The organism is Kitasatospora sp. NPDC015120, from assembly GCF_043080305.1.
Classification (GTDB): Bacteria; Actinomycetota; Actinomycetes; order Streptomycetales; family Streptomycetaceae; genus Kitasatospora.
The window spans coordinates 235,316-257,013 of the sequence record NZ_JBIBVJ010000010.1 but is presented as its reverse complement, the minus strand read 5'-3'; the positions used below and the strand labels follow the sequence as shown (position 1 = coordinate 257,013).

Annotated in this window: 21 protein-coding genes; 13 read left to right on the top strand and 8 right to left on the bottom strand. The window is 75.7% G+C overall.

Annotation, left to right across the window (positions count from 1 at the left end):
• Positions 1–153: 153 nt before the first annotated feature.
• On the bottom strand, positions 154–603 hold the full coding sequence (locus ACF1AK_RS23255; RefSeq protein ID WP_391500734.1) for a peptidoglycan-binding protein: 450 nt from the start codon (positions 601–603) through the stop codon (positions 154–156).
• 313 nt (positions 604–916) lie between these two features.
• Between ACF1AK_RS23255 and ACF1AK_RS23250 the strand changes: the two genes are divergently transcribed.
• Together ACF1AK_RS23250 and ACF1AK_RS23245 are read left to right on the top strand one after the other, a co-directional pair.
• Entirely contained in the window at positions 917–2,287 is a 1,371-nt protein-coding gene (locus ACF1AK_RS23250; RefSeq protein WP_391500733.1) for a cytochrome P450, read from the top strand.
• Between the two features lie 47 nt (positions 2,288–2,334).
• Positions 2,335–2,697: a hypothetical protein gene (locus tag ACF1AK_RS23245; protein WP_391500732.1), complete on the top strand. Its 363-nt coding sequence runs from the start codon at positions 2,335–2,337 to the stop codon at positions 2,695–2,697.
• Between the two features lie 48 nt (positions 2,698–2,745).
• Here ACF1AK_RS23245 and ACF1AK_RS23240 read toward each other — a convergent pair whose 3' ends face one another.
• The 3 genes from ACF1AK_RS23240 to ACF1AK_RS23230 form a co-directional block, all read right to left on the bottom strand.
• The gene (locus ACF1AK_RS23240) at positions 2,746–3,099 is read right to left on the bottom strand and encodes a zinc ribbon domain-containing protein YjdM (protein WP_391500731.1); all 354 of its coding nucleotides are present in this window, start codon (positions 3,097–3,099) and stop codon (positions 2,746–2,748) included.
• A gap of 187 nt (positions 3,100–3,286) precedes the next feature.
• A complete protein-coding gene (locus tag ACF1AK_RS23235; protein WP_391500730.1) occupies positions 3,287–4,951 on the bottom strand; it encodes a threonine/serine exporter family protein in 1,665 nt (554 codons plus the stop codon).
• A 219-nt stretch (positions 4,952–5,170) separates the two neighbouring features.
• The gene (locus ACF1AK_RS23230) at positions 5,171–6,376 is read right to left on the bottom strand and encodes an amidohydrolase (protein ID WP_391500729.1); all 1,206 of its coding nucleotides are present in this window, start codon (positions 6,374–6,376) and stop codon (positions 5,171–5,173) included.
• 281 nt (positions 6,377–6,657) lie between these two features.
• On the opposite strand from ACF1AK_RS23230, the gene ACF1AK_RS23225 reads away from it, so the two are divergent.
• The 8 genes from ACF1AK_RS23225 to ACF1AK_RS23190 all read left to right on the top strand — a co-directional run bounded on the left by ACF1AK_RS23225 (position 6,658) and on the right by ACF1AK_RS23190 (position 16,145).
• The gene (locus ACF1AK_RS23225; RefSeq protein WP_391500728.1) at positions 6,658–7,044 is read left to right on the top strand and encodes an HPP family protein; all 387 of its coding nucleotides are present in this window, start codon (positions 6,658–6,660) and stop codon (positions 7,042–7,044) included.
• Positions 7,045–7,189: 145 nt separating this feature from the next.
• Positions 7,190–8,404: a hypothetical protein gene (locus ACF1AK_RS23220; RefSeq protein WP_391500727.1), complete on the top strand. Its 1,215-nt coding sequence runs from the start codon at positions 7,190–7,192 to the stop codon at positions 8,402–8,404.
• Between the two features lie 93 nt (positions 8,405–8,497).
• The gene (locus tag ACF1AK_RS23215) at positions 8,498–9,139 is read left to right on the top strand and encodes a TetR family transcriptional regulator (protein WP_391500726.1); all 642 of its coding nucleotides are present in this window, start codon (positions 8,498–8,500) and stop codon (positions 9,137–9,139) included.
• A gap of 11 nt (positions 9,140–9,150) precedes the next feature.
• A complete protein-coding gene (locus ACF1AK_RS23210; protein ID WP_391500725.1) occupies positions 9,151–9,915 on the top strand; it encodes a glucose 1-dehydrogenase in 765 nt (254 codons plus the stop codon).
• A gap of 87 nt (positions 9,916–10,002) precedes the next feature.
• A complete protein-coding gene (locus tag ACF1AK_RS23205; protein WP_391500724.1) occupies positions 10,003–10,605 on the top strand; it encodes a DJ-1/PfpI family protein in 603 nt (200 codons plus the stop codon).
• A gap of 298 nt (positions 10,606–10,903) precedes the next feature.
• Positions 10,904–12,538 carry an ABC-F family ATP-binding cassette domain-containing protein gene (locus ACF1AK_RS23200; protein WP_391500723.1) on the top strand — a complete coding sequence of 545 codons (1,635 nt, stop codon included), beginning with the start codon at positions 10,904–10,906 and terminating at the stop codon, positions 12,536–12,538.
• A gap of 194 nt (positions 12,539–12,732) precedes the next feature.
• Positions 12,733–14,967, top strand: coding sequence for an MMPL family transporter (locus ACF1AK_RS23195; protein WP_391500722.1), 2,235 nt, complete (start codon positions 12,733–12,735; stop codon positions 14,965–14,967).
• 74 nt (positions 14,968–15,041) lie between these two features.
• The gene (locus ACF1AK_RS23190; RefSeq protein ID WP_391500721.1) at positions 15,042–16,145 is read left to right on the top strand and encodes a glutamate--cysteine ligase; all 1,104 of its coding nucleotides are present in this window, start codon (positions 15,042–15,044) and stop codon (positions 16,143–16,145) included.
• Positions 16,146–16,210: 65 nt separating this feature from the next.
• On the opposite strand, the gene ACF1AK_RS23185 is transcribed toward ACF1AK_RS23190, so the two are convergent.
• The 3 genes from ACF1AK_RS23185 to ACF1AK_RS23175 form a co-directional block, all read right to left on the bottom strand.
• Positions 16,211–17,455 carry a PP2C family protein-serine/threonine phosphatase gene (locus ACF1AK_RS23185; protein ID WP_391500720.1) on the bottom strand — a complete coding sequence of 415 codons (1,245 nt, stop codon included), beginning with the start codon at positions 17,453–17,455 and terminating at the stop codon, positions 16,211–16,213.
• A gap of 331 nt (positions 17,456–17,786) precedes the next feature.
• A complete protein-coding gene (locus tag ACF1AK_RS23180) occupies positions 17,787–18,038 on the bottom strand; it encodes a hypothetical protein (RefSeq protein WP_391500719.1) in 252 nt (83 codons plus the stop codon).
• Positions 18,039–18,102: 64 nt separating this feature from the next.
• Positions 18,103–18,420: a hypothetical protein gene (locus ACF1AK_RS23175; RefSeq protein ID WP_391500718.1), complete on the bottom strand. Its 318-nt coding sequence runs from the start codon at positions 18,418–18,420 to the stop codon at positions 18,103–18,105.
• 144 nt (positions 18,421–18,564) lie between these two features.
• On the opposite strand from ACF1AK_RS23175, the gene ACF1AK_RS23170 reads away from it, so the two are divergent.
• The gene (locus ACF1AK_RS23170; protein ID WP_391500717.1) at positions 18,565–19,590 is read left to right on the top strand and encodes a YihY/virulence factor BrkB family protein; all 1,026 of its coding nucleotides are present in this window, start codon (positions 18,565–18,567) and stop codon (positions 19,588–19,590) included.
• Here ACF1AK_RS23170 and ACF1AK_RS23165 read toward each other — a convergent pair.
• A complete protein-coding gene (locus tag ACF1AK_RS23165) occupies positions 19,587–20,648 on the bottom strand; it encodes a mechanosensitive ion channel family protein (protein WP_391500716.1) in 1,062 nt (353 codons plus the stop codon). The two genes, ACF1AK_RS23170 and ACF1AK_RS23165, sit on opposite strands and share 4 nt — an antisense overlap.
• Before the next feature lie 165 nt (positions 20,649–20,813).
• Here ACF1AK_RS23165 and ACF1AK_RS23160 point away from each other — a divergent pair, with 165 nt between their 5' ends.
• Both ACF1AK_RS23160 and ACF1AK_RS23155 read left to right on the top strand, forming a co-directional pair.
• The gene (locus ACF1AK_RS23160; protein ID WP_391500715.1) at positions 20,814–21,182 is read left to right on the top strand and encodes a PRC-barrel domain-containing protein; all 369 of its coding nucleotides are present in this window, start codon (positions 20,814–20,816) and stop codon (positions 21,180–21,182) included.
• A 134-nt stretch (positions 21,183–21,316) separates the two neighbouring features.
• Entirely contained in the window at positions 21,317–21,670 is a 354-nt protein-coding gene (locus ACF1AK_RS23155) for a hypothetical protein (protein WP_391500714.1), read from the top strand.
• Positions 21,671–21,698: the final 28 nt, after the last annotated feature.

Sequence of the window (21,698 nt, the reverse complement as noted above, 5' to 3'; positions counted from 1 at the left end):
GGGCGCCGCCGCCCCCCCGCCCGCCCCCGCCCCCCCCCCCCCCCCCCCCGCGGGGGGCGGGGGGGGGGGGGGGGCGGGGGCCCCGCCGGGGGGGGGGGGCGGGGGGCCCCCCCCCGCCGCTCTGTCGACGGCTCTCGGTGGGCGGTGGCGCGGTCAGCACCACCCGAGGTCGGCGAACGCCTTCCAGGCGGCCTTGGTCTTCGAGCCGGCGATGCCGTCGATGCCGCCGGTGTCGTAGCCGAAGTCGGTCAGGAAGCGCTGGAGGGCGCGGATGGTGTTGGGGCCGACCGCGCCGTCCACCGTTCCGGCGTTGTAGCCCTGGTCGTTGAGGAAGCTCTGCCAGGCCTTCCAGCTGGCGGTGCCGAGCTGGCCGTCGATGGTGCCCGGGTCGTACCCGGCGTCGCGGACGAAGCACTGGACGCTCTTGCCCTCGGCGGTGTTGAGGCCGAGGTTGTTGACGGCCCGCAGGCCGGCCGTGCGGGCGGGGGCCTGCTGGGCGGGCGCGACGGCGGTGGCCGCGGTGGCGCCGGCGAGGGTGCCGAGGCCGAGGGTGGCGGCCGTGAGGATTCCCACCAGCGCCTTGGTGAGCCTGTTCGATGCCATGGGATCTACTCCCTCGTACGGGAATCGGGGCAAGCCGGAAGCTATCACCGATCGCATGCGAAGAACCATGACCTTTTCCGGCCTCCGGCCAGCACCCCGACAGGATCCGGAAAGGCCGGAGCGGGCCCGGTGAACACCGCGTTCCAGCAGGTCGGAAGGGACTGTCCGACGCCGGCCGGGAATCCCGGGAGCAATCCGTACACGGATCGCGAACCGGCGGTCCGCCGCCGCGAATCCCCCGTTCGGCCGAGCGTGCGGCAGGGCGGCTGCGCGCCGGTTGTCCGCCGCGCACCGGTGCACCTACCCTGCTGCTGTGTCCTCGTCAGCGCGGGGTGCCGCAACCACGACCTTCGTGCACGGGAAGCTGCCCGGGGCGGTGCCGGTGCTCGGGCACCTGCCGGCACTGGCACGGGACCCGGCGCGCTTCCTCGGGCAGGTGCACCGCCACGGCGACCTGGTGGAGATCCGGCTGGGACCGCACCGGCTGGTGGTCCCCTGCCACCCCGAGCTACTGCGCCAGGTGTACGCCGACGACCGCACCTTCGACAAGGGCGGCCCGATCTACGCGCGGTTCCGGGAGATCCTCGGCAACGGGCTGGCGACCTGCGCCCACGCCGACCACCGACGCCAACGCCGCATGCTGCAACCGGAGTTCCGGCCCGAGAGGCTGGCCGCCCACGCCGTCGTGATGAGCCGGGAGGCGGACACGCTGGCCGGCTCCTGGCGCCACGGCGAGGTGGTGGACGTCTTCCCCGCCTGCTACCGCTTCACCCTGCGGGTGGTGACACGCACCCTGCTCGGCGCCGAGGTGCCGGACGCGTCGGCCGAGCGGCTGCAGCAGGCCTTCGAGACGGCGTTCGCCGGTGCGCTGCGCAAGCTCTGGATGCTGCCCGCCGGCCCCGGCTACCGGACGGCGGTGCGCACCCTGCGGCGGACCGTCGCCGGGCTGGTGCAGGACCACCGGGCGCACGGCCCGGGCCGCACCGACCTGCTGGCCGGGCTCGTCGCCGCCCGCGACGAGGACGGCTCGACGCTCTCCGACGCCGAACTGCACGACCAGGTCGTCGCCATGCTGCTGGCCGGCACCGAGACCACCGCCTCCCAGCTCTCCTGGACGCTGCGCCTGCTGACGGGCCATCCGGCCGCGCTGGCCGCCGTGCAGGAGGAGGTCGACGCGGTGCTGCCGGACGGCCGGGCCGCCGGATGGGACGACCTGCCGGGGCTCCCCCGCACCGCCCGGGCGCTGACCGAGGCCCTGCGGCTGCGCCCGCCCGGCTGGGTGCTGCTGCGCACCTGCGCCCGGGAGGCCGAGCTCGGCGGGCGCGCCCTGCCGCGCGGCAGCCAGGTGCTGCTCAGCCCGTACGTCGCCCACCACAATCCGCGGATCTTCACCGACCCGGCCCGCTTCGACCCCGACCGCTGGCTGCCCGAGCGGGCCGCCGCGCTGCCGCGCTGGGGGTTCGCCGGGTTCGCCAACGGCCCCCGGCAGTGCCTCGGCGCCGACTACGCCCGCGCCGAGGCCGCGATCGCGCTGGCCACCGTCCTCGCCCGCTGGCACCCCGTCCCGGTGCCGGGCCGGCGCGGGGACGACCGGCCGGTGCGGCTGACCACGGTCCTGCGCCCGCAGCGGCTGCGGATGCGGATGCTCGACCGCGCCCGGAGCGGGGCGGGGAAAGGCGGCTGACGCCGCACCAGGCGGCGATGTCGGACGTCTCCCCTAGCGTCCTCGGCATGACTCCTGTGAGCACCACACCACCGGCCGACAGCACCGCTCACGCCCACCGGGACGGCAGCGGGCACCCCGCCCTCGACGGCGCGCCCGTCGCCCGGCTCTCCGGCAGCCTGCGCGCGGCGCTGCTCGCCCTGGCCGCCCGCCTCGATCCGGCGGGCACGGCGGCCGACCCCGGCTGGGCGGTGTGCCTGGCGCTGCGGCTGGTGGTGGCCGGGGCCTACGACACCGCCGAGCCCGGCGAGGAGCCGGGGATGCTCTACGTCACCCCTCCGGTCGCCGAACTGGGCAGCCGGCCGGTGTGGCTGGAGCGGACCCGGCCCGGCGGGCCGATCACCGCCAGGTTCCCGGCCGACCGCTGCTGACCGGCGGCCACCGGCTTCCACCGGCCACCGGGCCGGGGCCGAGCCGGTTCAGGCCTTCTTGACCACGCTGGACTTGAGCTGCATGGCACCGAAGCCCTCGATCCGGCAGTCGATGTCATGGCCGTCGACGCCGTCGACCAGGCGGATGTTGCGCACCTTGGTACCGGCCTTGATGCCGGAAGCGCTGCCCTTGACCTTGAGCGCCTTGACGACCGTCACGGTGTCGCCGTCGGCCAGCACGTTGCCCACCGAGTCCTTGACCACCCGCCCGCCGGACGCCGCCCCGCCGTCACCGGCGGCGGGGTCCCACTCGTGGCCGCACTCCGGGCAGACCATGAGGGCGTCCATCTCGTAGGTGTACTCGCCGGAGCACTGCGGGCAGGCGGGGAGGTTGTCGCTCATGTGATCGGGGCTGTCCAGTCGTTCGGAGGGCGGTCAACGGGATGAAGGAGGGCCGGTGAGGGGCCGGGGTCGACGACCCGCCGACGGCTCGCCAGCATGTAGGAACATGAAGAATTTTTCAAGTCGCTGATTGCACACCCGTTGGATCCGCACCGTAGCGACGGGGGGTCCGGCCCGGGTGCACCGCTCAGCGGCGATGGCGGCCCCGCCGGCCGCGGGGGCGCAGGGGCGGGGGCGGGAGCAGGGCCCGGACCGGGGCCCTGGCCGCACTCCTGGCCGCGGTCCCGGTGCGGCCCGGAGCGCCGGTGCGGGTCGGAGACGGGGTGCGGGCCGGAGTCCGGGTGCGGGCCGGGAGGAGGAGGCGGGCGGCCTCGCGGCCGAGGTTGACGCCGATGGCGAGTGCCATGGCCATGGCACTGGCCTGGGCCATGCCCCGCAGGCCCGCCTCGGCGTCGCCGCGGACGAAGGCGAGCAGGGCGAAGTAGAGCAGCGAGCCGGGCAGCAGCGGCCCGAGCGCCGCCGTCACGTGCGGGAGTGCCGGGCTGCCGCGGTGCCGGGCCATCACCTGGCCCGCCAGCCCGACCAGCCCCGCAGCCAGGGCGGCGGCGGCGATCGGCTGCTGGCCCGCGCCGACCAGCACCCCGTACGTCGTCCAGCCCGCCGTACCGTTCAGCATCACGGCGGGCAGCGCCCCCGGCTCGGTGTTCAGCATCACCGCGAAGGCCAGGGCGACCAGGACGGCCGCCGTCAGCTGGACCGGCGGGTTCGACGCGCCGACCGGGAGGTCCCGGGCGGCGAGGTCCGCGCCGTGGTTGATGCCCACGTAGAGCACGGCCGTCACCCCGATCACCACGCCGGCCATCAGGAACAGCGCTTCGAGCATCCGGGCGGCGGCCGTGAGGTAGAAGCCCGCGAGCCCCTCCTGCGCCGCGGCGACCAGGCGCCAGCCGGGGAGCAGCGCGTACAGCCCGCCGGTGATCACCGCCGAGCCGCGCAGGTGGAGGCCGTTGAAGGAGAGCAGGATGCCGATCAGCGCGGCCGGGGTGGCGGCCAGGACGAACTGGTAGAACTCCGGGAGGTCGTGGCGCGCCACCAGGGCGGCGAGCCGGTCGCCCACCGAGGCCGCGACGAAGGCGCTGGTGAACACCAGTCCGGCCCGGGCGTCGGTGCGGCCGCCGACCAGCACCGTCGCCGCCCCGGCGAGCAGGCCGCAGGACAGCGCGACCAGCCACCCGGGGTAGCGGTGGCCGGTCCGGAGCCCGGCCGCGAGCCGGCGGTGGGCCTGCTCGACGTCGATCCCGCCCGCCGAGATCCTGGTGACCAGCCGGAAGAGCAGGGCCAGCCGGGCGTAGTCGCCGGCGGGCCGGCGCACCGACCGCTCCGCCGTCAGCGACGGCTCGGCCGGGCCCGGGCGGTAGGAGACGGCGACCCGGGTAAAGGTGACCTGCGGGTCGCACGGGTGGACGCCGTAGGCGCGGGCCACCGCGAGCATCGCCACCTCGACGTCCTCCGCCGCCTCGCCGCTCGCCAGCAGCAGTTCCCCCACCAGCAGGGCGAGGTCCAGCACCGCCGCCACCTCGGCCGGGCCCGGCCGGTGCGCGCCGAGCGGCTCCGGGAGCAGCGGGCGGGCGGCGGTGGGCGTGCGGAGCAGCGGCAGCATCCGGTCGGGCCAGGAGGTCGCGCCGACGCCGGTGACCGCCGGGCCGTCGAGGTCGGCGGGCGGGCGGGGGGCACGGGTCTGGAGCGGCACCTTGTCGGGGCGCGCCGGAAGTTCGGCCGGTCCGGGGTCTTCGGGGGCTTCGGCAGGCCCCCCGGGCTCGGCGCGTGGGCCCAGCTGTTCGTGTTCCGGCATCGCCGCTCCCTGGCCAGAACCCCCCTTTTCGGGTCGCCCAGTGTATGCGAACGGCTACCCGCTGCGACCGTCCGGGAACGCGCCACGCGCACGCAGGCGCGCCGGGGTGGAGTGAGGGCGGGCCGTTCGCGCCGGTCAGGTCCGGACGCGCCACGGTCGCCGCCCTCGCCACCCCGGGGAGACCGCCGGCGGGCGGGGCCGCCGGGGAGCGGCGGGCCGTCAGCCGAGGTGGCGGCCGTCCCGCGCGACCACGCGCCCGCCGCGCACCACGAGCTCGCGCGCCGGGAGGTCCACGACCACCTGCGGCAGGCACTCCCCGGTGACCAGCATGAAGTCGGCCGGGGAGCCGGGCCGCAGGGTGACGCGCGGCAGGCCGAGCAGGTCGGCGCCACCGTCGGCGGCGAGCGCGAAGCAGTCGCCGAGCTCCTGGTCGGTGCGGGCGTCGGTGGTCCAGCCGAGCAGGTGGGCGCGGTGCAGCATGTCGGCGTTGCCGTAGGGGCTCCAGGAGTCGCGCACGCCGTCCGAGCCGAGCCCGACGCGCACGCCGCGCGCCTGCAGCTCGCGGAAGGGCAGCACCTGGTGGGCCGAGGGGGCGACGGTGGTGAGGCCGACGCCGGCCCCGGCCAGTTCGTCGGCGAGCGCGGCGAGCCGGTCGCCGGCGAGCTCCGGCACGCAGAAGGCGTGGCTGACCACGACCCGGCCGGCCAGGCCGGCGGCCCTGGTCCGCGCGACGATGTCGCGCAGCGGGTCCAGGCCGCGTTCGCCCCGGTCGTGCAGGTGAATGTCCAGCCGCAGGCCGTGGCGTTCGGCCAGGCCGAAGACGAGGTCCAGCTGGGCGGGGCCCTCGCCGTCGGGCCCGCCGTCGAAGCCGGCCGGGTCGATCCCGCCGACCGCGTCGATCAGCCCGCTCGCCGCCGCCTCGGCGAGCAGGTCGCCCGCGCCGGGGGTGCGGCGGACGCCGTGCTGGGGGAAGGCGACCAGCTGGACGTCCAGCGCCCCGGCCAGCCGCTCGCGGGCCTCGGCCAGTCCGGTCACCCCGGCGAGTCCGTAGGCGGGGGCGACGTCGACGTGCGCCCGCACGGCCCGGGTGCCGGAGGCGACGGCGTGGGCCAGCAGCCGGTGGGCGCGTTCGGCGAGCGGGGTGGCCTGGTGGCGGTGGAGGTCGACGTCGCCCTCGACGTACTCGGGCAGCGAGGCGGCCGGGCGGCGGCTGTACCAGGGCTCGCCCCAGGCGGTCTTGTCCGGGTGGATGTGCGCGTCCACCAGGGTGGGCAGCGCGATCCGGCCCCCGCCCTCCACGACGACCGGCTCGGCGCCGTCCGGCAGGCGCTCGGCCAGCACGCCGTCGACGGCGAACAGGTCGACGGGCCGCTCGGCGCCGTACGGGCGGACGTTGCGGAAGACGGTGGCGGCGGTTCCGGCCATGGGGGGTCAACCTTCTCTGCGGGCATGGTCGCTGGGGGCGTTCCGCCGCCGCCACGGACCACGGTCCGTCCACGGAGTGTCCGACCATCGTCCAACTGGCGAAACATCCCACCTTTTCTGACAGCAGTCTGTCTATCATCCCCGGGTCCCCCGTTCCCCACCCGGAGCCTCTCCCGCATGACCACGCCGCCCACCGCCAAGGCCCCCGGCCGCATCCGCTGCACGCCCTGCGGGCGTCCGCCTTCGCCATCGGAGCGCTGCTCCTGCTGGCCGGCATCGGTGTGCTGGTCCACCAACCGCTGCTGATCCCGCCGGTCGCGGCCAGCGCGGCCCTGGTCCACGGCGCACCCGGGCTGCCGATCTCCCAGCCCCGCAACCTGATCGGCGGTCACCTGCTGGCCGGTGCGATCGGCTACGCGACGCTCGCCGTCACCGGCAGCACCGCCTGGGGCGCGGCGATCGCCGCCGGACTCGCCCTGGGCGCGATGATGCTCTGCCGCGTCTCGCACTCCCCGGCCGCCGCCAGCGCGGTGGTGGTGGTCCTCCAGGCTCCGCACGCCTGGCCGTTCCTGCCGCTGCTGGCGCTCTCCACCGTCCTGCTGGTGGCGATCGGCCTGCTGCCGGGCCGGATCGGCGGGCATCCGGTGCGCTACCCGCTCTCCTGGTGACGGCGGACCCCGGGGGTCATCCGATCGGATGACCCGTCGGTCCGACGACCGGCCCGCTCGAAGGGGCCGGGCCTCCGATCCCGCGCCGGTCGCCGGGGGCGCAGGCTGGGACGGGTCCGCCCCGTGCCCCCGGAGGAGCCCCGCGATGACCGACCGCCCCTCGCCCCCGGCCGCCGTCGCCGCCGTGCTGGCCGCCGCCGTGCTGCTCGCCGGCTGCGCCGCCGGGACGGCACCCGCGCCCGCGCCCTCGGCGGCCCCCGTCACCGCGACCGCCCCCGCGCCGCCGTCGGCGTCGGCGACAGCGACAGCGACGGCGACGGCGACGGCGACGGCCGCCGGTCCGATGCCCGCGCCGGACCCCTCCTCCCCCACCCTCCTGGTGACCGACTTCGGCGCGGACACCGTCACCTTCGTCGACCCGGCCCGCCCCGGCGCCGCCGCGCTCGGCTCCGTCCGGGTCGGCACCGCCCCGTACGGGCTCGCCGTCGCGGCCGACGGCACCGCCTGGGTGGCCACCGCCGAGGGGGTGGCCGCCGTCGACACCGCCACCCGGACCCGCACCGCACTGATCCCCTACCGGACCCGCACCGGCCCGGTGACCACCGGCGAGTACCGGGGCGGCGGCATGGGCCTCGCGCTGTCCCCGGACGGCCGCCGGGTCTACGTCGGCGTCAACGTGCCGGGCGGCAACGGCACCCTGGAGGTCGTCGACACCGCCACCCGCACGGTCACCGAGGTCGTGCCGGTCGGCCGGCGCCCCTTCGACGTGGACGTCTCCGCCGACGGCGCCCGGGTGTACGTCACCGGCCACGACTCCTTCGACGTCACCGTGGTCCCCACCGCCACCTGGCGGCCCCGCCGCATCGAGGTCGCCCCGTACGGCACCGAGGGCGGCCTCGGCTCCTGGCTCAAGCCGCACTACACCGCCGTCCGGCCGTCCGACGGGGCGCTGCTGCTGCCCTTCGAGGGCGAGCGGCTCGCCGTCGTCGACCCGGCCACCGGCCACGTCGGCGTCGAGCCGATGACCGCCGGCACCCATCAGCACGGCGCCGCCACCGCCCCCGACGGCACCCTCTACGTGGTGGGCACCGGGCCGGCCGGCCCCGCCACGGACGCCGGCCCGTCCCTCACCATCCGCTCCCCCGACGGCGGCGAGCGGGTGGTCCCCCTCGACGGCCCCCACGAGACCGTCACCCTCTCCCCCGACGCCCGGACCGCCTACGTCTCCGGCGGCTTCACCCGTGAGGGCGGCTGGGACGGCCTCACCCTCGTCGACACCGCCACCGGCCGCACCACCCGCCTGCCCGTCGGCCGGCTCCCGCTGGCCGTCGCCGTCCTCCCGGCCCGCACCGGCGGCTGAGCGCGGCGCCTCCCGGCCGACCGCCCTCCGGCCCCGCCGTCGTGATCACGCCGGTCATTGACGTTAATAATGCCCAGTATTAATCTGGGCCGCATGGCAAGGACGTCGGCGGGCCACGAGACCCGCGAGAGGCTGCTGCGGGCGGCGGAGGAACTCTTCGCCACCCGGGGCGTGGAGGCCTCGCTGACCAAGGACATCGTCCGGCAGGCCGGGCAGAGCAACCCCTCGGCCGTGCAGTACCACTTCGGATCCCGCGAGGGACTGCTCGACGCCATCATGGCCGCCCGTCAGGAGCGCACCGAGCGGGCCCTCGCACCCCGGCTGCCCGCCCTCGGGGACGCGGACCTGCCCGCCCTGCTCGGCGCGCTGATCGCCGCCGAGGCCACCGAGCTGCGCACCGAACAGGGCCGGCACTGCCTGCGGATCTCCGCGCAGATCAGCCGCAACAGCGGGGTGCGCACCCGGACCCCGCACCCCACCCTGGCCGGCGGCGGCTACTGGCGGATCATCGAGCGCGCCGAGGAGCGGATCTCCGCCCTGCCGGAGCCGATCCGGCTGGAGCGGCTCGACCTGGTCCTCACCCTGATCGGCGCGGCGCTCGCCGACCGCGCGCAGCAGTACCTCGACGGGTCCGTGCCGCTGACGGACGAGGAGACCTTCCTCGCCGACCTGGTGGCGGTCTCCGCCGCCGTGCTCTCCGCCCCCGCCCCCTCGTCCCCCTCCCCCGCCTCATGAAGGAGCGCGTCATGAACGACCTGACCGGCAAGACCGTCATCATCACCGGAGGCGCCCGGGGTCTCGGCGCCGAGGCCGCCCGGCTGGCCGTCGCGGCCGGCGCCAACGTGGTGATCACCGACGTCCTGGCGGACGACGGCGAGGCCATCGCCGCCGAACTCGGCGAGCGGGCCCGGTTCACGGCGCACGACGTGACCTCCGAGGAGGACTGGCAGCGGGTGGTGGACTTCGCGGTGGCGGAGTTCGGCGCGGTGCACGGCCTGGTCAACAACGCGGGCATCTCCACGGGCACCCCGCTGGTGGAGGAGAGCGTCGAGCACTTCCGGCGGGTCCTGGACGTCAACCTGACGGGGGTGTTCATCGGCATCAAGACCGTCACCCCGGCGCTGCGCGCCGCCGGCGGCGGCTCGATCGTCAACATCTCCTCCGCCGCCGGGCTGATGGGCATGGCGCTGACGGCCGGCTACGGCGCGTCCAAGTGGGCCGTGCGCGGTCTCAGCAAGATCGGCGCGGTCGAGCTGGGCGCCGAGCGGATCCGGGTCAACTCGGTGCACCCGGGCATGACCTACACGCCGATGACGGCCTCGGTCGGCATCCGGCGCGGCGAGGGCAACTTCCCCAACACGCCGATGGCCCGCGTCGGCGAGGCCCCCGAGATCGCCACCGCCGTGGTCTTCCTGCTCTCCGACGACGCCTCCTACGTCACCGGCGCCGAGCTGGCGGTGGACGGCGGCTGGACCGCCGGACCGACCGTCAAGTACATCATGGGCCAGTAGGATCGCCGCCGCCCTCGTGCCGCCCCGCGTGCTCCGCTCCGGAAAACCCGTGGGGCGCCGGGGCGGGTCTCTGCTTGGATGACGGCCATGACTGACGGAGGATCCCGCCGGATCGCGATCGTGCTCTTCCCGGGCGTCGAGGAACTGGACGCCATCGGGCCGTGGGAGGTGCTCGCCTATTGGACGCGCAACTTCCCCGAGGACGGCTGGAGCGTCGGCTGCGTCTCGCGGGACGGGGCCGCGGTGGAGTGCGCGAAGGGCCTGACGGTCCTGCCGCACCACTCCCGGGAGACCATGCCGCCCGCCGAGGTCGTGCTGCACCCCGGCGGACGGGGCACCCGGCCGCTGATGAAGGACGCCGACCACCTCGACTGGGTGCGCGAGCTCTCCGCGAAGGCGTCGCTCACCACCAGCGTGTGCACGGGGGCGCTGGTGCTGGCCGAGGCGGGCCTGCTGCGCGGCCGCGCCGTCACCACCCACCGGACCTCCCTCGACCTGCTCGCCGAGCTGGAGCCCACGGCCGAGGTCCGCCGGGACTCCCGCTTCGTCGACGACGGCGACCTCATCACCTCGGCGGGCATCTCGGCCGGGATCGACATGGCGCTCCACCTCGTGGCGCGGCTGCACTCGGTCGAACGCGCGCGCCAGGTGCGCCACGGCATCCAGTACGACCCCGAGCCGCCGGTCTAGGGGACGGGGCCGACCGCGGCCACCTGCCTCCCGTGCGGCAGCGCGGGCGGGGGTCATTCACCCGCGGCACGGGGCCCTGCTGTTAGAGTGACGGGACCATCGAACTTTCGTCGAGGAGACCGGACATGGTGGTGGACGACGACATCTCCGGGTGATACCCGGACCGACAGGCCGCTCGCCGGTGCGCTGAAGCACCGCTGCCGCGGCCCGGCTGTCGTCCCCTCCTCCCCCCTGTCCATCCAGGGGACAGGTGTGTCCTTCCCTGCCCCTGGCGCCTTCACCCCGTGAGGTCACCTCCATGTCCGGCGCTTCCGTCGTCTGCTCCCACCTGTCCTTCTCCTGGCCCGACGACACCCCCGTCTTCCAGGACCTCTCCTTCGCCGTCGGCTCCGGCCGCACCGGCCTGGTCGCCCCCAACGGCAGCGGGAAGAGCACCCTGCTGCGGCTCGTCGCCGGGGACCTGCGGCCCACCGCCGGGTCGGTCACCGTCGACGGCACCCTCGGGTACCTGCCGCAGACCCTCCCGCTGACCGCCGGCCTCACCGTCGCCGAGGTGCTGGGCGTCGCCGAGGTGATCCGCGCCATCGACGCGGTGGAGTCCGGGGACGTCGACGAGCGGCACTTCACCACCATCGGCGACGACTGGGACATCGAGGAGCGCACCCGCGCCCAGCTCGACCGGCTCGGCCTGGGCGCCCTCGCCCTCGACCGCACGCTGCACACCCTCAGCGGCGGCCAGATCGTCTCGCTCGGCCTGGCCGGCCAGTTGCTCCGGCGGCCCGACGTGCTGCTGCTCGACGAGCCCACCAACAACCTCGACCTGGACGCCCGGCACCGGCTGTACGACACCCTGGAGGACTTCCACGGCTGTCTGCTGCTGGTCAGCCACGACCGCGCGCTGCTCGACCGGATGGAGCGGATCGCCGAACTCGACCGGGGCGAACTGCGGCTGTTCGGCGGCAACTTCACCGCCTACGAAGAGGCCGTGCGGGCCGGGCGGGAGGTCGCCGAGAAGAACGTCCGCAACGCCGAGCAGGAGCTCAGGCGGGAGAAGCGGGAGATGCAGCTGGCCCGGGAGCGGGCCGACCGGCGGCAGAGCAACGCCGCCCGCAACCTGAAGAACGCGGGCCTGCCGAAGATCTTCGCCGGGACCATGAAGCGCGGCGCCCAGGAGGCCGCCGGACGGGCCGGCCAGGTGCACGCCGGGCGGGTCGGCGAGGCGAAGGCCCGGCTGGACGAGGCGGAGCGGGCGCTGCGCGAGGAGCAGCGGATCGTGCTGGACCTGCCGGACACCCTGGTCCCCGCCGGGCGCACCCTGTTCCTCGGCGAGGGACTGCGGGTGCGGCTCGGCGAGCGGGAGGTCTTCGCCGGTCCCGGCGTCGACCTGACCGTCCGCGGCCCCGAACGGATCGCCCTGACCGGTCCCAACGGCGCGGGCAAGAGCACCCTGCTGCGCCTGCTCACCGGTGACCTCGCCCCGGAGGGCGGGGAGCTGCGGCAGGCCGACGGGCGCATCGCCCACCTCTCGCAGCGGCTGGACCTGCTCGACCCGGACCGCAGCGTCGCCGAGAACTTCGCCGCGGCCGCCCCGGAGCGCCCGGAGGCCGAGCGGATGAACCTGCTGGCCCGCTTCCTGTTCCGCGGTGCCCGCGCCCATCTGCCGGTCGGGGTGCTGTCGGGCGGCGAGCGGCTGCGCGCCACGCTGGCCTGCGTGCTGTGCGCGGAGCCGGCCCCGCACCTGCTGCTGCTGGACGAGCCGACCAACAACCTGGACCTGGTCAGCACGGGGCAGCTGGAGAACGCCCTGAACGCCTACCGGGGCGCCTTCGTGGTGGTCAGTCACGACGAGCGGTTCCTGAGCGGGATCGGCGTCACCCGCTGGCTGCACCTGGCCGGGGGCGAGCTGCGGGAGACGGCGGCACCCGTGCGCTGACGGCCCGCCGGCGCCGGGGGAAGGGGCCGTGCCGGACGGCGGCCGGCCCCTTCCCCCGCCCGGCCCTCCCCCCGGTCCGGGCCGCGCACCGCCGGCGGGGCGACTACCCGGCGGTAGCGGTGGGCGGCGCGGTCCGCGGGGGAACGCTGCGCCGGATCGGCGCGGCGCCGCGCCGAAGAGCCCGGGAGCCGTCCATGCCGCCGTCCACCCGCCGCGACCGCCCGGCCGCCGAGCCCGCGGCCGACCGTGCCGGCCTGCGCCGCCTCGGCGAGTGGTGCGCACGCCACTCGCTGCTGGTCGTCGTGCTGTGGATCGTGGCGCTGGCCGGCGTCCAGGCCGCGAACAGGACCGTCGGGGGCACCTACTCCGACGACTTCTCGCTGCCCGGCACCCAGGCGGCGCAGGGCAAGGACGTCCTCCAGGCGCACGAGCCGGCCGCCGCGGGCACCAGCTCCCAGGTGGTGCTGCACGACGCCCAGCAGCTGACCGGCTTCCAACCGCAGATCACCCAGGCCGTCTCCGCGCTGCAGCAGCTGCCGCACGTGCTCGGCGCGCAGAGCCCGCTGCCGCCGCCCGGTCAGCCCGCGCCGCCCGGCGGCCCGCTGTCCACCGACGGGCTGACCGGCTACATCACCGTCCGGTTCGACACCAACCCCACCCTGCTCGGCGACGCGTACCTGACCGGGGTGGACGCCGCCGTCACCCCGCTGCGGCAGGCCGGGGTGCAGGTGGAGTACGGCGGGCCGCTGGGCGAACTGGCCCGGCCGGCGCCGGACGACCGCTCCAGCGAGGCGATCGGCTTCGCGGTGGCGATCGTGGTGCTGCTGGTCGGCTTCGGCAGCCTCCTCGCGGCCGGGCTGCCGCTGCTGACGGCGCTGTTCGCGGCGGTGGTCGGCCTCGGCGTGCTGGGACTGATCGCGGCGCTGTCCACCTTCGCCACGGTCGCGCCCACCCTGGCGACCATGATCGGCATCGGCGTCGGCATCGACTACGCGCTGTTCCTGCTCACCCGGCACCGGCAGAACCTGATGGACGGGGTGGACCCGGTCGCCTCCGCCGGGCAGGCGGTGGCCACCAGCGGCCGCGCGGTGCTGGTCTCCGGCTGCACCGTGATCATCGCGCTCTCCGGGCTGTCGGTGTCCGGCATCTCCTTCATCGCCAAGCTCGGGGCCGCCGCCGGGGTCACCGTGGTGTCGGCGGTGCTCGGCGCGCTGACCCTGCTGCCCGCGCTGATGGGGTTCATCGGCCCCCACATGGACCGCATCGCGATGCGCCGGCCGGTCGCGGAGACCGGCGGCGCCCGGGGTGAGGAGACCACCGGTGCCTGGCACCGCTACGCCCGGCGGGTCGAGGCCCGGCCCTGGCGCTACCTGGTCGCCGGGGTCGTCGTGCTCGGGGTGCTGTCGATCCCGCTGTTCTCCATCCAGCTCGGCCACGTCGGCGACGGCGCCGACTCCACCGACTTCACCGACCGGCGCGCCTACGACCTGATGTCCGAGGCCTTCGGCCCCGGCTCCAACGGGCCGCTCACCCTGGTCGTCGACCAGGGCGCGGTCGCGGCCGGCGACCGTCCCGCCGTCCAGGCCTCGGTGCAGCAGGCCCTCACCGGCCTGCCCGGCGCGGCGAGCGTCGGCCCGCTGCAGACCAGCCCGGACGGCGTGGTGCTGTTCACCACCGTCGTCCCGGCCACCGCGCCGCAGGACCGCGCCACCACCGACCTGGTGAACCGGCTGTCGGACACCGTGCTGCCGGACGCGGTGGCCGGCACCGGCGCGAAGACCTACGTGACCGGCACCACCGCCGCCCAGGTGGACTTCCTGGACATCGTCTCCAGCCGGCTGGTGCTCATCATCGCGGTGGTGGTCGGGCTCGCCTTCCTGATCATCCTCGCCGTCTTCCGCGGCCTGCTGGTCGCCGTCAAGGCCGCGGTGCTCAACCTGCTGTCGATCGCCGCCTCGTACGGGGTCGTGGTGGCGGTCTTCCAGTGGGGCTGGGGCGGGCCGGCGCTCGGGGTGTCCGGGAAGGTGCCGATCGAGAGCTACGTGCCGATGATGATGTTCGCCATCGTGTTCGGGCTGAGCATGGACTACGAGATCTTCCTGCTCTCCCGCGTCCACGAGGCCTGGCTGCGCACCGGCCGCCCCCACGACGCCGTGGCGCACGCCCTGGAGATCACCGCCCGGGTGATCTCCTGCGCCGCGCTGATCATGGTCAGCGTGTTCGCCGCGTTCATCGTCAGCGACAACGTCGTGATCAAGATGATGGGCCTCGGCCTGGCCGTCAGCGTGCTGGTGGACGCCACGATCGTCCGCCTGCTGCTGGTGCCCGCCGTGATGACCCTGCTCGGCGCCTCCGCCTGGTGGACCCCGCGCTTCCTCGACCGGATCCTGCCGCACATCGACACCGAGGGCACCGGCGAGCAGGTGTAGGGCGTGGCCGGCGGATCGGCCCGGATGCGCGACCGACGGGCGTGGAACGGACGGTTCCGGGTAGCGGAGGGGGCATGCTGACACTCGGAGTCGAGGAAGAGTACCTGCTGATCGATCCCCGGGACGGCACCCCGCTGCCCCGGGCGGCCGAGGTGCTGGCCGCCGCCGACCTGGCACCGGCGCTGCGGCCGAGCGAGGCGCAGCACGAGCTGCTCCAGGTCCAGGTGGAGTCGGCCACGCCGGTGTGCGAGGACCTCCCGGCGGTGGTCCGCCACCTGTCGCGGGTGCGCGCGGGGCTTGCCTCGGCGGCGGCGCAGCACGGGTGCCGGGTGGTGCCGGTCGGCGCGGCGCCGTTCGGGCTGGACGACCCGGTGCCGGTCACCGAGGGCACCCGCTACCGCCGGGCCCACCGCCAGGCGCCCGCGCTGGTCGACGACCTGATGCTCAACGGCATGCACGTGCACGTCGGGGTCGAGGACGAGGAGGAGCGCCTCGGCGCGCTGATGCGGGTGCGTCCCTGGCTGCCGGTGCTGATCGCGCTCTCCGCCAACTCGCCCTACTTCCGCGGCCGGGACACCCGTTTCGCCAGCTGGCGCACGGTCCACTTCGACCAGTGGGCGGTGAGCGGCCCGCCGCCCGCCTTCGCCGACGCCGCCGACTACCGGCAGCGGGTGGCGGCCCTGGGGGCGGCCGGTGCGATCGCCGACGAGGGCCAGCTCTACTGGCACGCCCGGCTCTCCGCCCGCTACCCGACGGTGGAGGTGCGCGCGGCCGACGTCCAGCTGACCGTCTCCGACGCCGAACTGTTCGCCGGCCTGGTGCGCGCCCTGGTGGCCCGGGCGCTCCTGGACGAGCGGGCCGGGGAGCCGCGCCCGGCCGTGCCGGAGGAACTGCTGCGTGCCGCCACCTGGCACGCCGCGCGCACCGGGCCCCGCGGCCGGCTGGTCTCGCCGCTCAGCGGGGCGGCCCGGCCGGCGGCGGAGGTGGTGGCGGAGTTCCGGGCCCACGTCGCCCCGGGGCTGCGGGCCGCCGGGGACTCCGAACGGGTCGCCGGGCTGTGGAAGGACTTCGTGCGCGCGGGCACCGGCGCCGACCGCCAGCGCCGCTGGTACGCCGACGGGGGCCGGGAGGGCCTGGCCGAGCACCTGGTGGCCTCCACCGTCCGCCCGGAGCAGTGAGGCGAGGCGGTGAAGCGGTGAGGCGGTGAGGCGTCCGCCGGCCGGCGGCCCGCGCGGGCGGCCGGTCAGCGGACGCCGGTGCCCGTGGGGCCGACCGGGTCTCCCGGGGCGGCCGGCTGCCACTCGATCATCATGATGGTGGCGTCGTCCGAGAGCTTGTTCTCCTGGTGCGCCAGGATGGCGTGGATGAGCCGGCGCAGCGCCTCGGGAGCCTCCTCACCGGCGGCGGTGGCGCGGATGACGAAGTCGGCGAAGCGCTCCAGCCCGAAGAGCTCGCCGGCCGTTCCCCTGGCCTCGGTGACCCCGTCGGTGTAGAGCAGCAGCCGGTCGCCCGGGCGGAGCCGGAAGGTCTGCACGGCGCGCGGCGCCTCGCCGAGCGCACCGAGGCCCAGGGGTGACTCCGGGGTCTGCGTCAGCGCCTCCGTGACGACGTGCTGGTCGCGGATCAGCAGCGGCGGCGGGTGCCCGCAGTTGATCCATTGCAGGGCGCCGTCCGCCACGTCCAGGCGCAGCAGGATGCCGGTGGCGAAGCGGTCGGGCAGCCAGTTCTGCAGGCAGTCGTCGATGACGTCGGCCAGGGCGGGCAGCTCGGCGCCGTTGCGCCGGGCGTTGCGGCCGGCCGCGAGGGCGACCGCGGCGGTCAGTCCGGAGGCGAGGTCGTGACCCATCGCGTCGAGGACGGCGGCGTGCAGCATGCCGTCGGCCAGCGAGTGGTCGAAGGCGTCGCCGCCGAGGTCGTAGGCGGGTTCCAGGACGGCCGTCGACACCACCTGCCGGGTGCGGACGGTGCGGGGCGGCAGGAAGGCGCGCAGCATCTCCGCCGGCAGGCTCATGGTGTCGGCGCGGGTGCCCAGGGCGTAGCTGTCGCTGGTGTCGCGCTTCGAGGTGATCACCATCGCGAGCAGGGCGGCGAGCATCCGGCAGCGGCGCAGTCCCTCGTGGTCCAGCCGCTCCGTGCGCAGGCAGAGCACGCCGAGCCGCACGGCGCCGTCGGTCAGCGGGAACCAGGCCAGCAGTCCCGCGTCGTGGTCCTCGATGACGCGCAGGGTGCCGGTGCGGAACGCCCAGCCGGCGACGGTGCCGTCGATCGGCAGGGAGGGCCCGCCGCCGATCGGGACCAGCCGGTACTGCTGGATGTCGGTGAGGTAGACGACGCTCGACCCGATCCCCAGCTCCCGGGTGTACCGCTCGGCGATCACCGGAACGTCCCGGGGGTCGAGCGTGCACCCCGTGGTGAGGAACTGTTCCAGCAGCCGCTCCCCGAGATTGAGCTGTGGTGTCGCGTCGGCCGATCCTCCGGGCAACCGCATGGCGCACCCCTGTGCTATCCGGTGGACCCGTCCGGCGGCGGGGCCGCGGCCCTCCGGGGGCCGCACCCGAGCACCGCCGTCCGGCTCCACAGCATCGTGGACCGCCTCCTTCCGGGCCCGCGCCCGTCGCACGGCCTGCGTCTGCCCCGGATCGGGAGCGGGAACCGGGCCGCCGCCGTTCGACCCGTCCGGTCCGTTCGACTACGGGACGTGCACACCGGGAACCGGTTCCCGGTGTGCCCCGGCGGCGGGGTCGTGGCGTCTTCCGCCGAGGGCCCGGGGGGACCACCGCTGCGGTGGTCCCCCGGGCCCTCGGCGTTCCGGCGCACGGTCAGGACGTGTCGTCCGGCTCCTCGTCCGGTTCACCGCCATCAGGATCGCCCTCCGGGTCGTCCGCCTCGGACTCGTCGGACTCCTCGGGGTCCAGGCGGCGGGCCCGGCCGGGCTCGACGGTGGTCGCGTCGCCCCCGCCGTCGCCGCCGCCCCCGCCCCGGCCCGGGGCCCGGGGGTCGTGGGTGTTCTCGTCGTCCGGGTCGTGGTGCAGCGGTACTCCGCCCGCGCCGCCCTGCGGGATCTCCTCCACCGTCGTCTCCTCGCCTCGTCGCGGATTCCTCCGGTCGCTTCGCGGGTGCCCGCACCGGCCCGGGTCAATCGGCCTTCCGGCAGCCGCGCAACAGGCCGAAGGACGCCCCCAGGAGCACGGCCCAGCCGCCGACCGCCGGCCAGAACACCCCCGGGGCGCAGCCGCGCAGCCCGGCCGCCAGCAGGCCCAGGGCGAGCAGCCCGAGGGTCAGCACGCTCCGGGGGCGCGCACCGCAGAGCGTCTCCCAGGCCCGGCCGCGCAGCCGCAGTCCCACGCCCCGCAGCACCGGGTGAGGCTGGTACCGGGGCCCGGTCCCCGCCCGGACCGCGAGCACGCCCGCCCCGGCGCTCCCCGCCCCCGCCACCCGTTCCCGCTCGTCCACCGTGTCCGCCTCCTCGCGGTCGCCCTGCGTGCCGGCGCTCGGTTTCCCCGGTTCTCCGGGCGCTAACGTGCGGATCCTGCGGGTTCGCCGGCCCGTGGGCGTACGCGGAGGTGTCCCCGCGCGCGGCGGGGGCAGACGCGCGGCGTGAATCCGGTCGAACGCGTCCTTCGCGCGCTGGACGGCCTCCAGCAGCGCCACCGTCCGCCCGCCGTCGTCTTCGGGGTCGTCAAGAAGTACGGGGACGACCGCGGCGGACTGCTCTGCGCCCTGCTCACCTACTACGGCTTCGTCGCGCTCGTCCCGCTGCTGCTCCTGCTCAGCACCGTGCTCGGCTTCGTCCTGCACGGCCATCCCGGGGCCCAGCGGGCCGTCGTGGACTCCGCGCTCGCCGACTTCCCGATCATCGGCGACCAGCTGCGCCAGAGCACCCACTCGCTCCAGGGCAGCGGTCTGGCGCTGGTCATCGGCGTACTCGGCCTGCTCTACGGCGCGCTCGGCGTCACCCAGGTGCTCCAGCACGCGATGGCCGAGATCTGGAACGTGCCGGGCGTGCGGCGGCCCGGCTACTTCCCCCGGCTGGCGCGCGGACTGCTGCTGTTCGTCGTCCTCGGCACCGGGCTGGTGCTGACCACGGCCGGCGCCGCGCTGGTCGGCACCACCCTGGGCGGGCTGCCCGCCCGGATCGGCGCCCTGGTCGTCTCGGCGCTGCTGAACAGCGCCCTGTGCCTGGCCTGCTTCCGGGTGCTCACCCCGCACGACGTGCCGACCCGGGCGCTGTGGCCGGGCTGTCTGCTGGCCGGACCGCTGTTCACCGCGCTGCAGGCGTTCGGCTCGCTGCTGGTCGCGCACGAGCTGCGGCACGCCGGCCAGGTGTACGGGTTCTTCGCGACGGTGATCGGACTGCTCTCCTGGCTCTACCTCACCGCCCAGGTCACCGTGTACGCGGCGGAGACCGACGTGGTGCTCGCCCGCCGGCTGTGGCCGCGCAGCCTGCTCCAGCCCCCGTTGACGGAGGCTGACGAGCAGGTGCTCGCCTCGGTCGCCCGGCAGGAGGAGCGCCGGCCCGAGCAGCGTGTCGACGTCTCGTTCCACGACCCGGACCCGGACCAGGCCGACGCCGGCGAGGGCGAGGGCCCCGGCCGGCCCAAGGACGCCCCGGAGGGGGTCTAGGGGACGGGGCGCTCCGCGTCCGGGCGGGCGCCGGGGGCGTCCGTCACCGAGACCCGCGGCAGCGCGTACGCGTGGTGGTCCCGCAGGTAGCCGATCAGGTGCTCGCGCAGCTGGCAGCGGAGTTCGTAGGCGTGGTCCGCGTTCGCCGCGGTGGCCAGCGCCCGCACCACGATGGTGGTGGGCGTGGTGTCGACCACCTGGAGGGCGCTGCCCTCGCCGTCCCACAGCGGGTTGCCGGCCAGGTAGGCGTCGAACTCCTCGCGCAGCTTGCCGACCGGGGCGTGATGGTCGAGGTGCAGCAGCGCCGTGCCGGTGATCCGGCTGGAGCGGCGGGACCAGTTCTCGAACGGGCGGCCGACGAAGTACGACATCGGCATCACGATCCGCCGCTGGTCCCAGGTCGCGATCACCACCGCCGTGAGGGTGATCTCCTCCACCGTGCCCCACTCCCCCGCCACCACGACGACGTCCCCGATCCGCGCGAGGTCGCCGAAGGCCATCTGCACGCCGGCGAAGACGTTGGCGAGGGTGCTCTGCGCCGCCACCCCCGCGACCACCCCGACCAGGCCGGCCGAGGCGAGCAGACTGGTGCCGACGCCGCGCACCGCCGGGAAGGTCATCAGGACGGCGCCCAGCGTCACCAGCCCTATCACGGCCTGGCATATCCGGCCGAGCAGGTCGGCCTGGGTCCGGGCGCGCCCCGCCCACGCCGGGTCCCGCCGGTGCACCGCGAGCCGGACGGTGCCGTCCACCAGCAGCGCCACCACCCGGGCGCAGAGCCAGCCGCCGCAGCCGATCGCGGCGATCAGCACCAGGTGCCGCAGGCCGTCACGGGCGGCGGGCGGCGCGTCGATCCACGGCATCGCGCCGAGCACCAGCAGACAGGCCGTCAGCGACAGCAGCGGGCGGCGGCACCGGGCCAGCACGCGCGGCACGCCGGTGCCGCGGCCCCCGGTGGTCAGCCGCCGGGCGGCCGCCCGCGCGGCCCGGTCCGCGCCGTACGCCAGGAGCACCGCCGCCAGGCCCGCCAGCGTCAGCCGTACCAGACTCCACCCCATGTCCCCGCTCTCCTCTCCGTGCTCTTCCGCGCTCTCTCGTGAGCGCCGGGGCGCGAGCACCCGGCCCGCGGCCCGTCTTTCCCGGCTCGGCGCGCCCACACCTGCATGGATCGCCCGGCGCGGGGCACCCGACCACCGGTCCTACGACGGAAGGGAGAAGAGCACATGAACGAGGGCGTCAACCTCTGGCAGTTCCGCGACACGGCCGGCCACACCGCCGGCACCGACCTGATCGGGTTCGACGTGGAGGCCGTCGACGGCTCCGTGGGCAAGGTGGACAAGCTCTCCGAGGAGGTGGGGTCGCAGTACCTCGTCGTCGACACCGGCCCGTGGATCTTCGGCCGGCTGGTGCTGCTCCCGGCCGGAACGGTCATCCGCATCGAGATCGGCGAGCAGAAGGTGTACGTCGACCGCACCAAGGACGACATCAAGAGCAGCCCCACCATGGGCGCGGGCGAGGACGACCTGGGCCCCGACTTCCGCGACCGCTACGCGCTCCACTACGCGCCCTTCTACAGCGGCCGTCTGATGTGACGCCGGCCCGGCCGCCGCGGCTCCCCGGCCCCGCGCCGCTCCCCGCGGTCCGGTGACCGGCCGGGCGGAACCGTTCGAACCGTTCCGCCCGGCCGCCGGGACCGGCATCCTTGGAGCATGCGAGGAACTCCCGGATGACGCGGATCACGGACAGCGACCTCGTCCAGGCGGCGCTGTACGGCGGCCTCACCCTGGTGCTCGACGTGTGGCTGCTGGCCCGCACCGGGTACGACGGGCGCGTCGTGGCGGCGCTCGCCGCGCTGGTCACGGCCGGGGCGCTGGCCGGCCTCGGTCTCGGCCGCGCGAGCGCACGCCGCGCTGCGCGCACCCGCCGCCCCGGGCCGCCCGCGCCGGGCGGCGCGGTCCGCGCGCTGCGGAGCGCGCTGACGGGAAGCCTCTACTTCCACCTCGCGCTGCCGGCCGCCGCGCTGGCCGACCTCGCCCTGCACCGGGACCATCTGCTCGGCTACCTCGGCGGCACCTTCTAGTACTCGGCCGTGGTCCGCGGACCGTGGT

Excerpts from the sequence above, each read along its gene's own strand:
- ACF1AK_RS23255 (WP_391500734.1), bottom strand. The coding sequence starts at position 603 with ATGGCATCGAACAGGCTCACCAAGGCGCTGGTGGGAATCCTCACGGCC.
- ACF1AK_RS23245 (WP_391500732.1), top strand. The coding sequence starts at position 2,335 with ATGACTCCTGTGAGCACCACACCACCGGCCGACAGCACCGCTCACGCC.
- ACF1AK_RS23240 (WP_391500731.1), bottom strand. The coding sequence starts at position 3,099 with ATGAGCGACAACCTCCCCGCCTGCCCGCAGTGCTCCGGCGAGTACACC.
- ACF1AK_RS23235 (WP_391500730.1), bottom strand. The coding sequence starts at position 4,951 with ATGCCGGAACACGAACAGCTGGGCCCACGCGCCGAGCCCGGGGGGCCT.
- ACF1AK_RS23230 (WP_391500729.1), bottom strand. The coding sequence starts at position 6,376 with ATGGCCGGAACCGCCGCCACCGTCTTCCGCAACGTCCGCCCGTACGGC.
- ACF1AK_RS23220 (WP_391500727.1), top strand. The coding sequence starts at position 7,190 with ATGACCGACCGCCCCTCGCCCCCGGCCGCCGTCGCCGCCGTGCTGGCC.
- ACF1AK_RS23215 (WP_391500726.1), top strand. The coding sequence starts at position 8,498 with ATGGCAAGGACGTCGGCGGGCCACGAGACCCGCGAGAGGCTGCTGCGG.
- ACF1AK_RS23210 (WP_391500725.1), top strand. The coding sequence starts at position 9,151 with ATGAACGACCTGACCGGCAAGACCGTCATCATCACCGGAGGCGCCCGG.
- ACF1AK_RS23205 (WP_391500724.1), top strand. The coding sequence starts at position 10,003 with ATGACTGACGGAGGATCCCGCCGGATCGCGATCGTGCTCTTCCCGGGC.
- ACF1AK_RS23200 (WP_391500723.1), top strand. The coding sequence starts at position 10,904 with ATGTCCGGCGCTTCCGTCGTCTGCTCCCACCTGTCCTTCTCCTGGCCC.
- ACF1AK_RS23195 (WP_391500722.1), top strand. The coding sequence starts at position 12,733 with ATGCCGCCGTCCACCCGCCGCGACCGCCCGGCCGCCGAGCCCGCGGCC.
- ACF1AK_RS23190 (WP_391500721.1), top strand. The coding sequence starts at position 15,042 with ATGCTGACACTCGGAGTCGAGGAAGAGTACCTGCTGATCGATCCCCGG.
- ACF1AK_RS23185 (WP_391500720.1), bottom strand. The coding sequence starts at position 17,455 with ATGCGGTTGCCCGGAGGATCGGCCGACGCGACACCACAGCTCAATCTC.
- ACF1AK_RS23165 (WP_391500716.1), bottom strand. The coding sequence starts at position 20,648 with ATGGGGTGGAGTCTGGTACGGCTGACGCTGGCGGGCCTGGCGGCGGTG.
- ACF1AK_RS23160 (WP_391500715.1), top strand. The coding sequence starts at position 20,814 with ATGAACGAGGGCGTCAACCTCTGGCAGTTCCGCGACACGGCCGGCCAC.
- ACF1AK_RS23155 (WP_391500714.1), top strand. The coding sequence starts at position 21,317 with ATGACGCGGATCACGGACAGCGACCTCGTCCAGGCGGCGCTGTACGGC.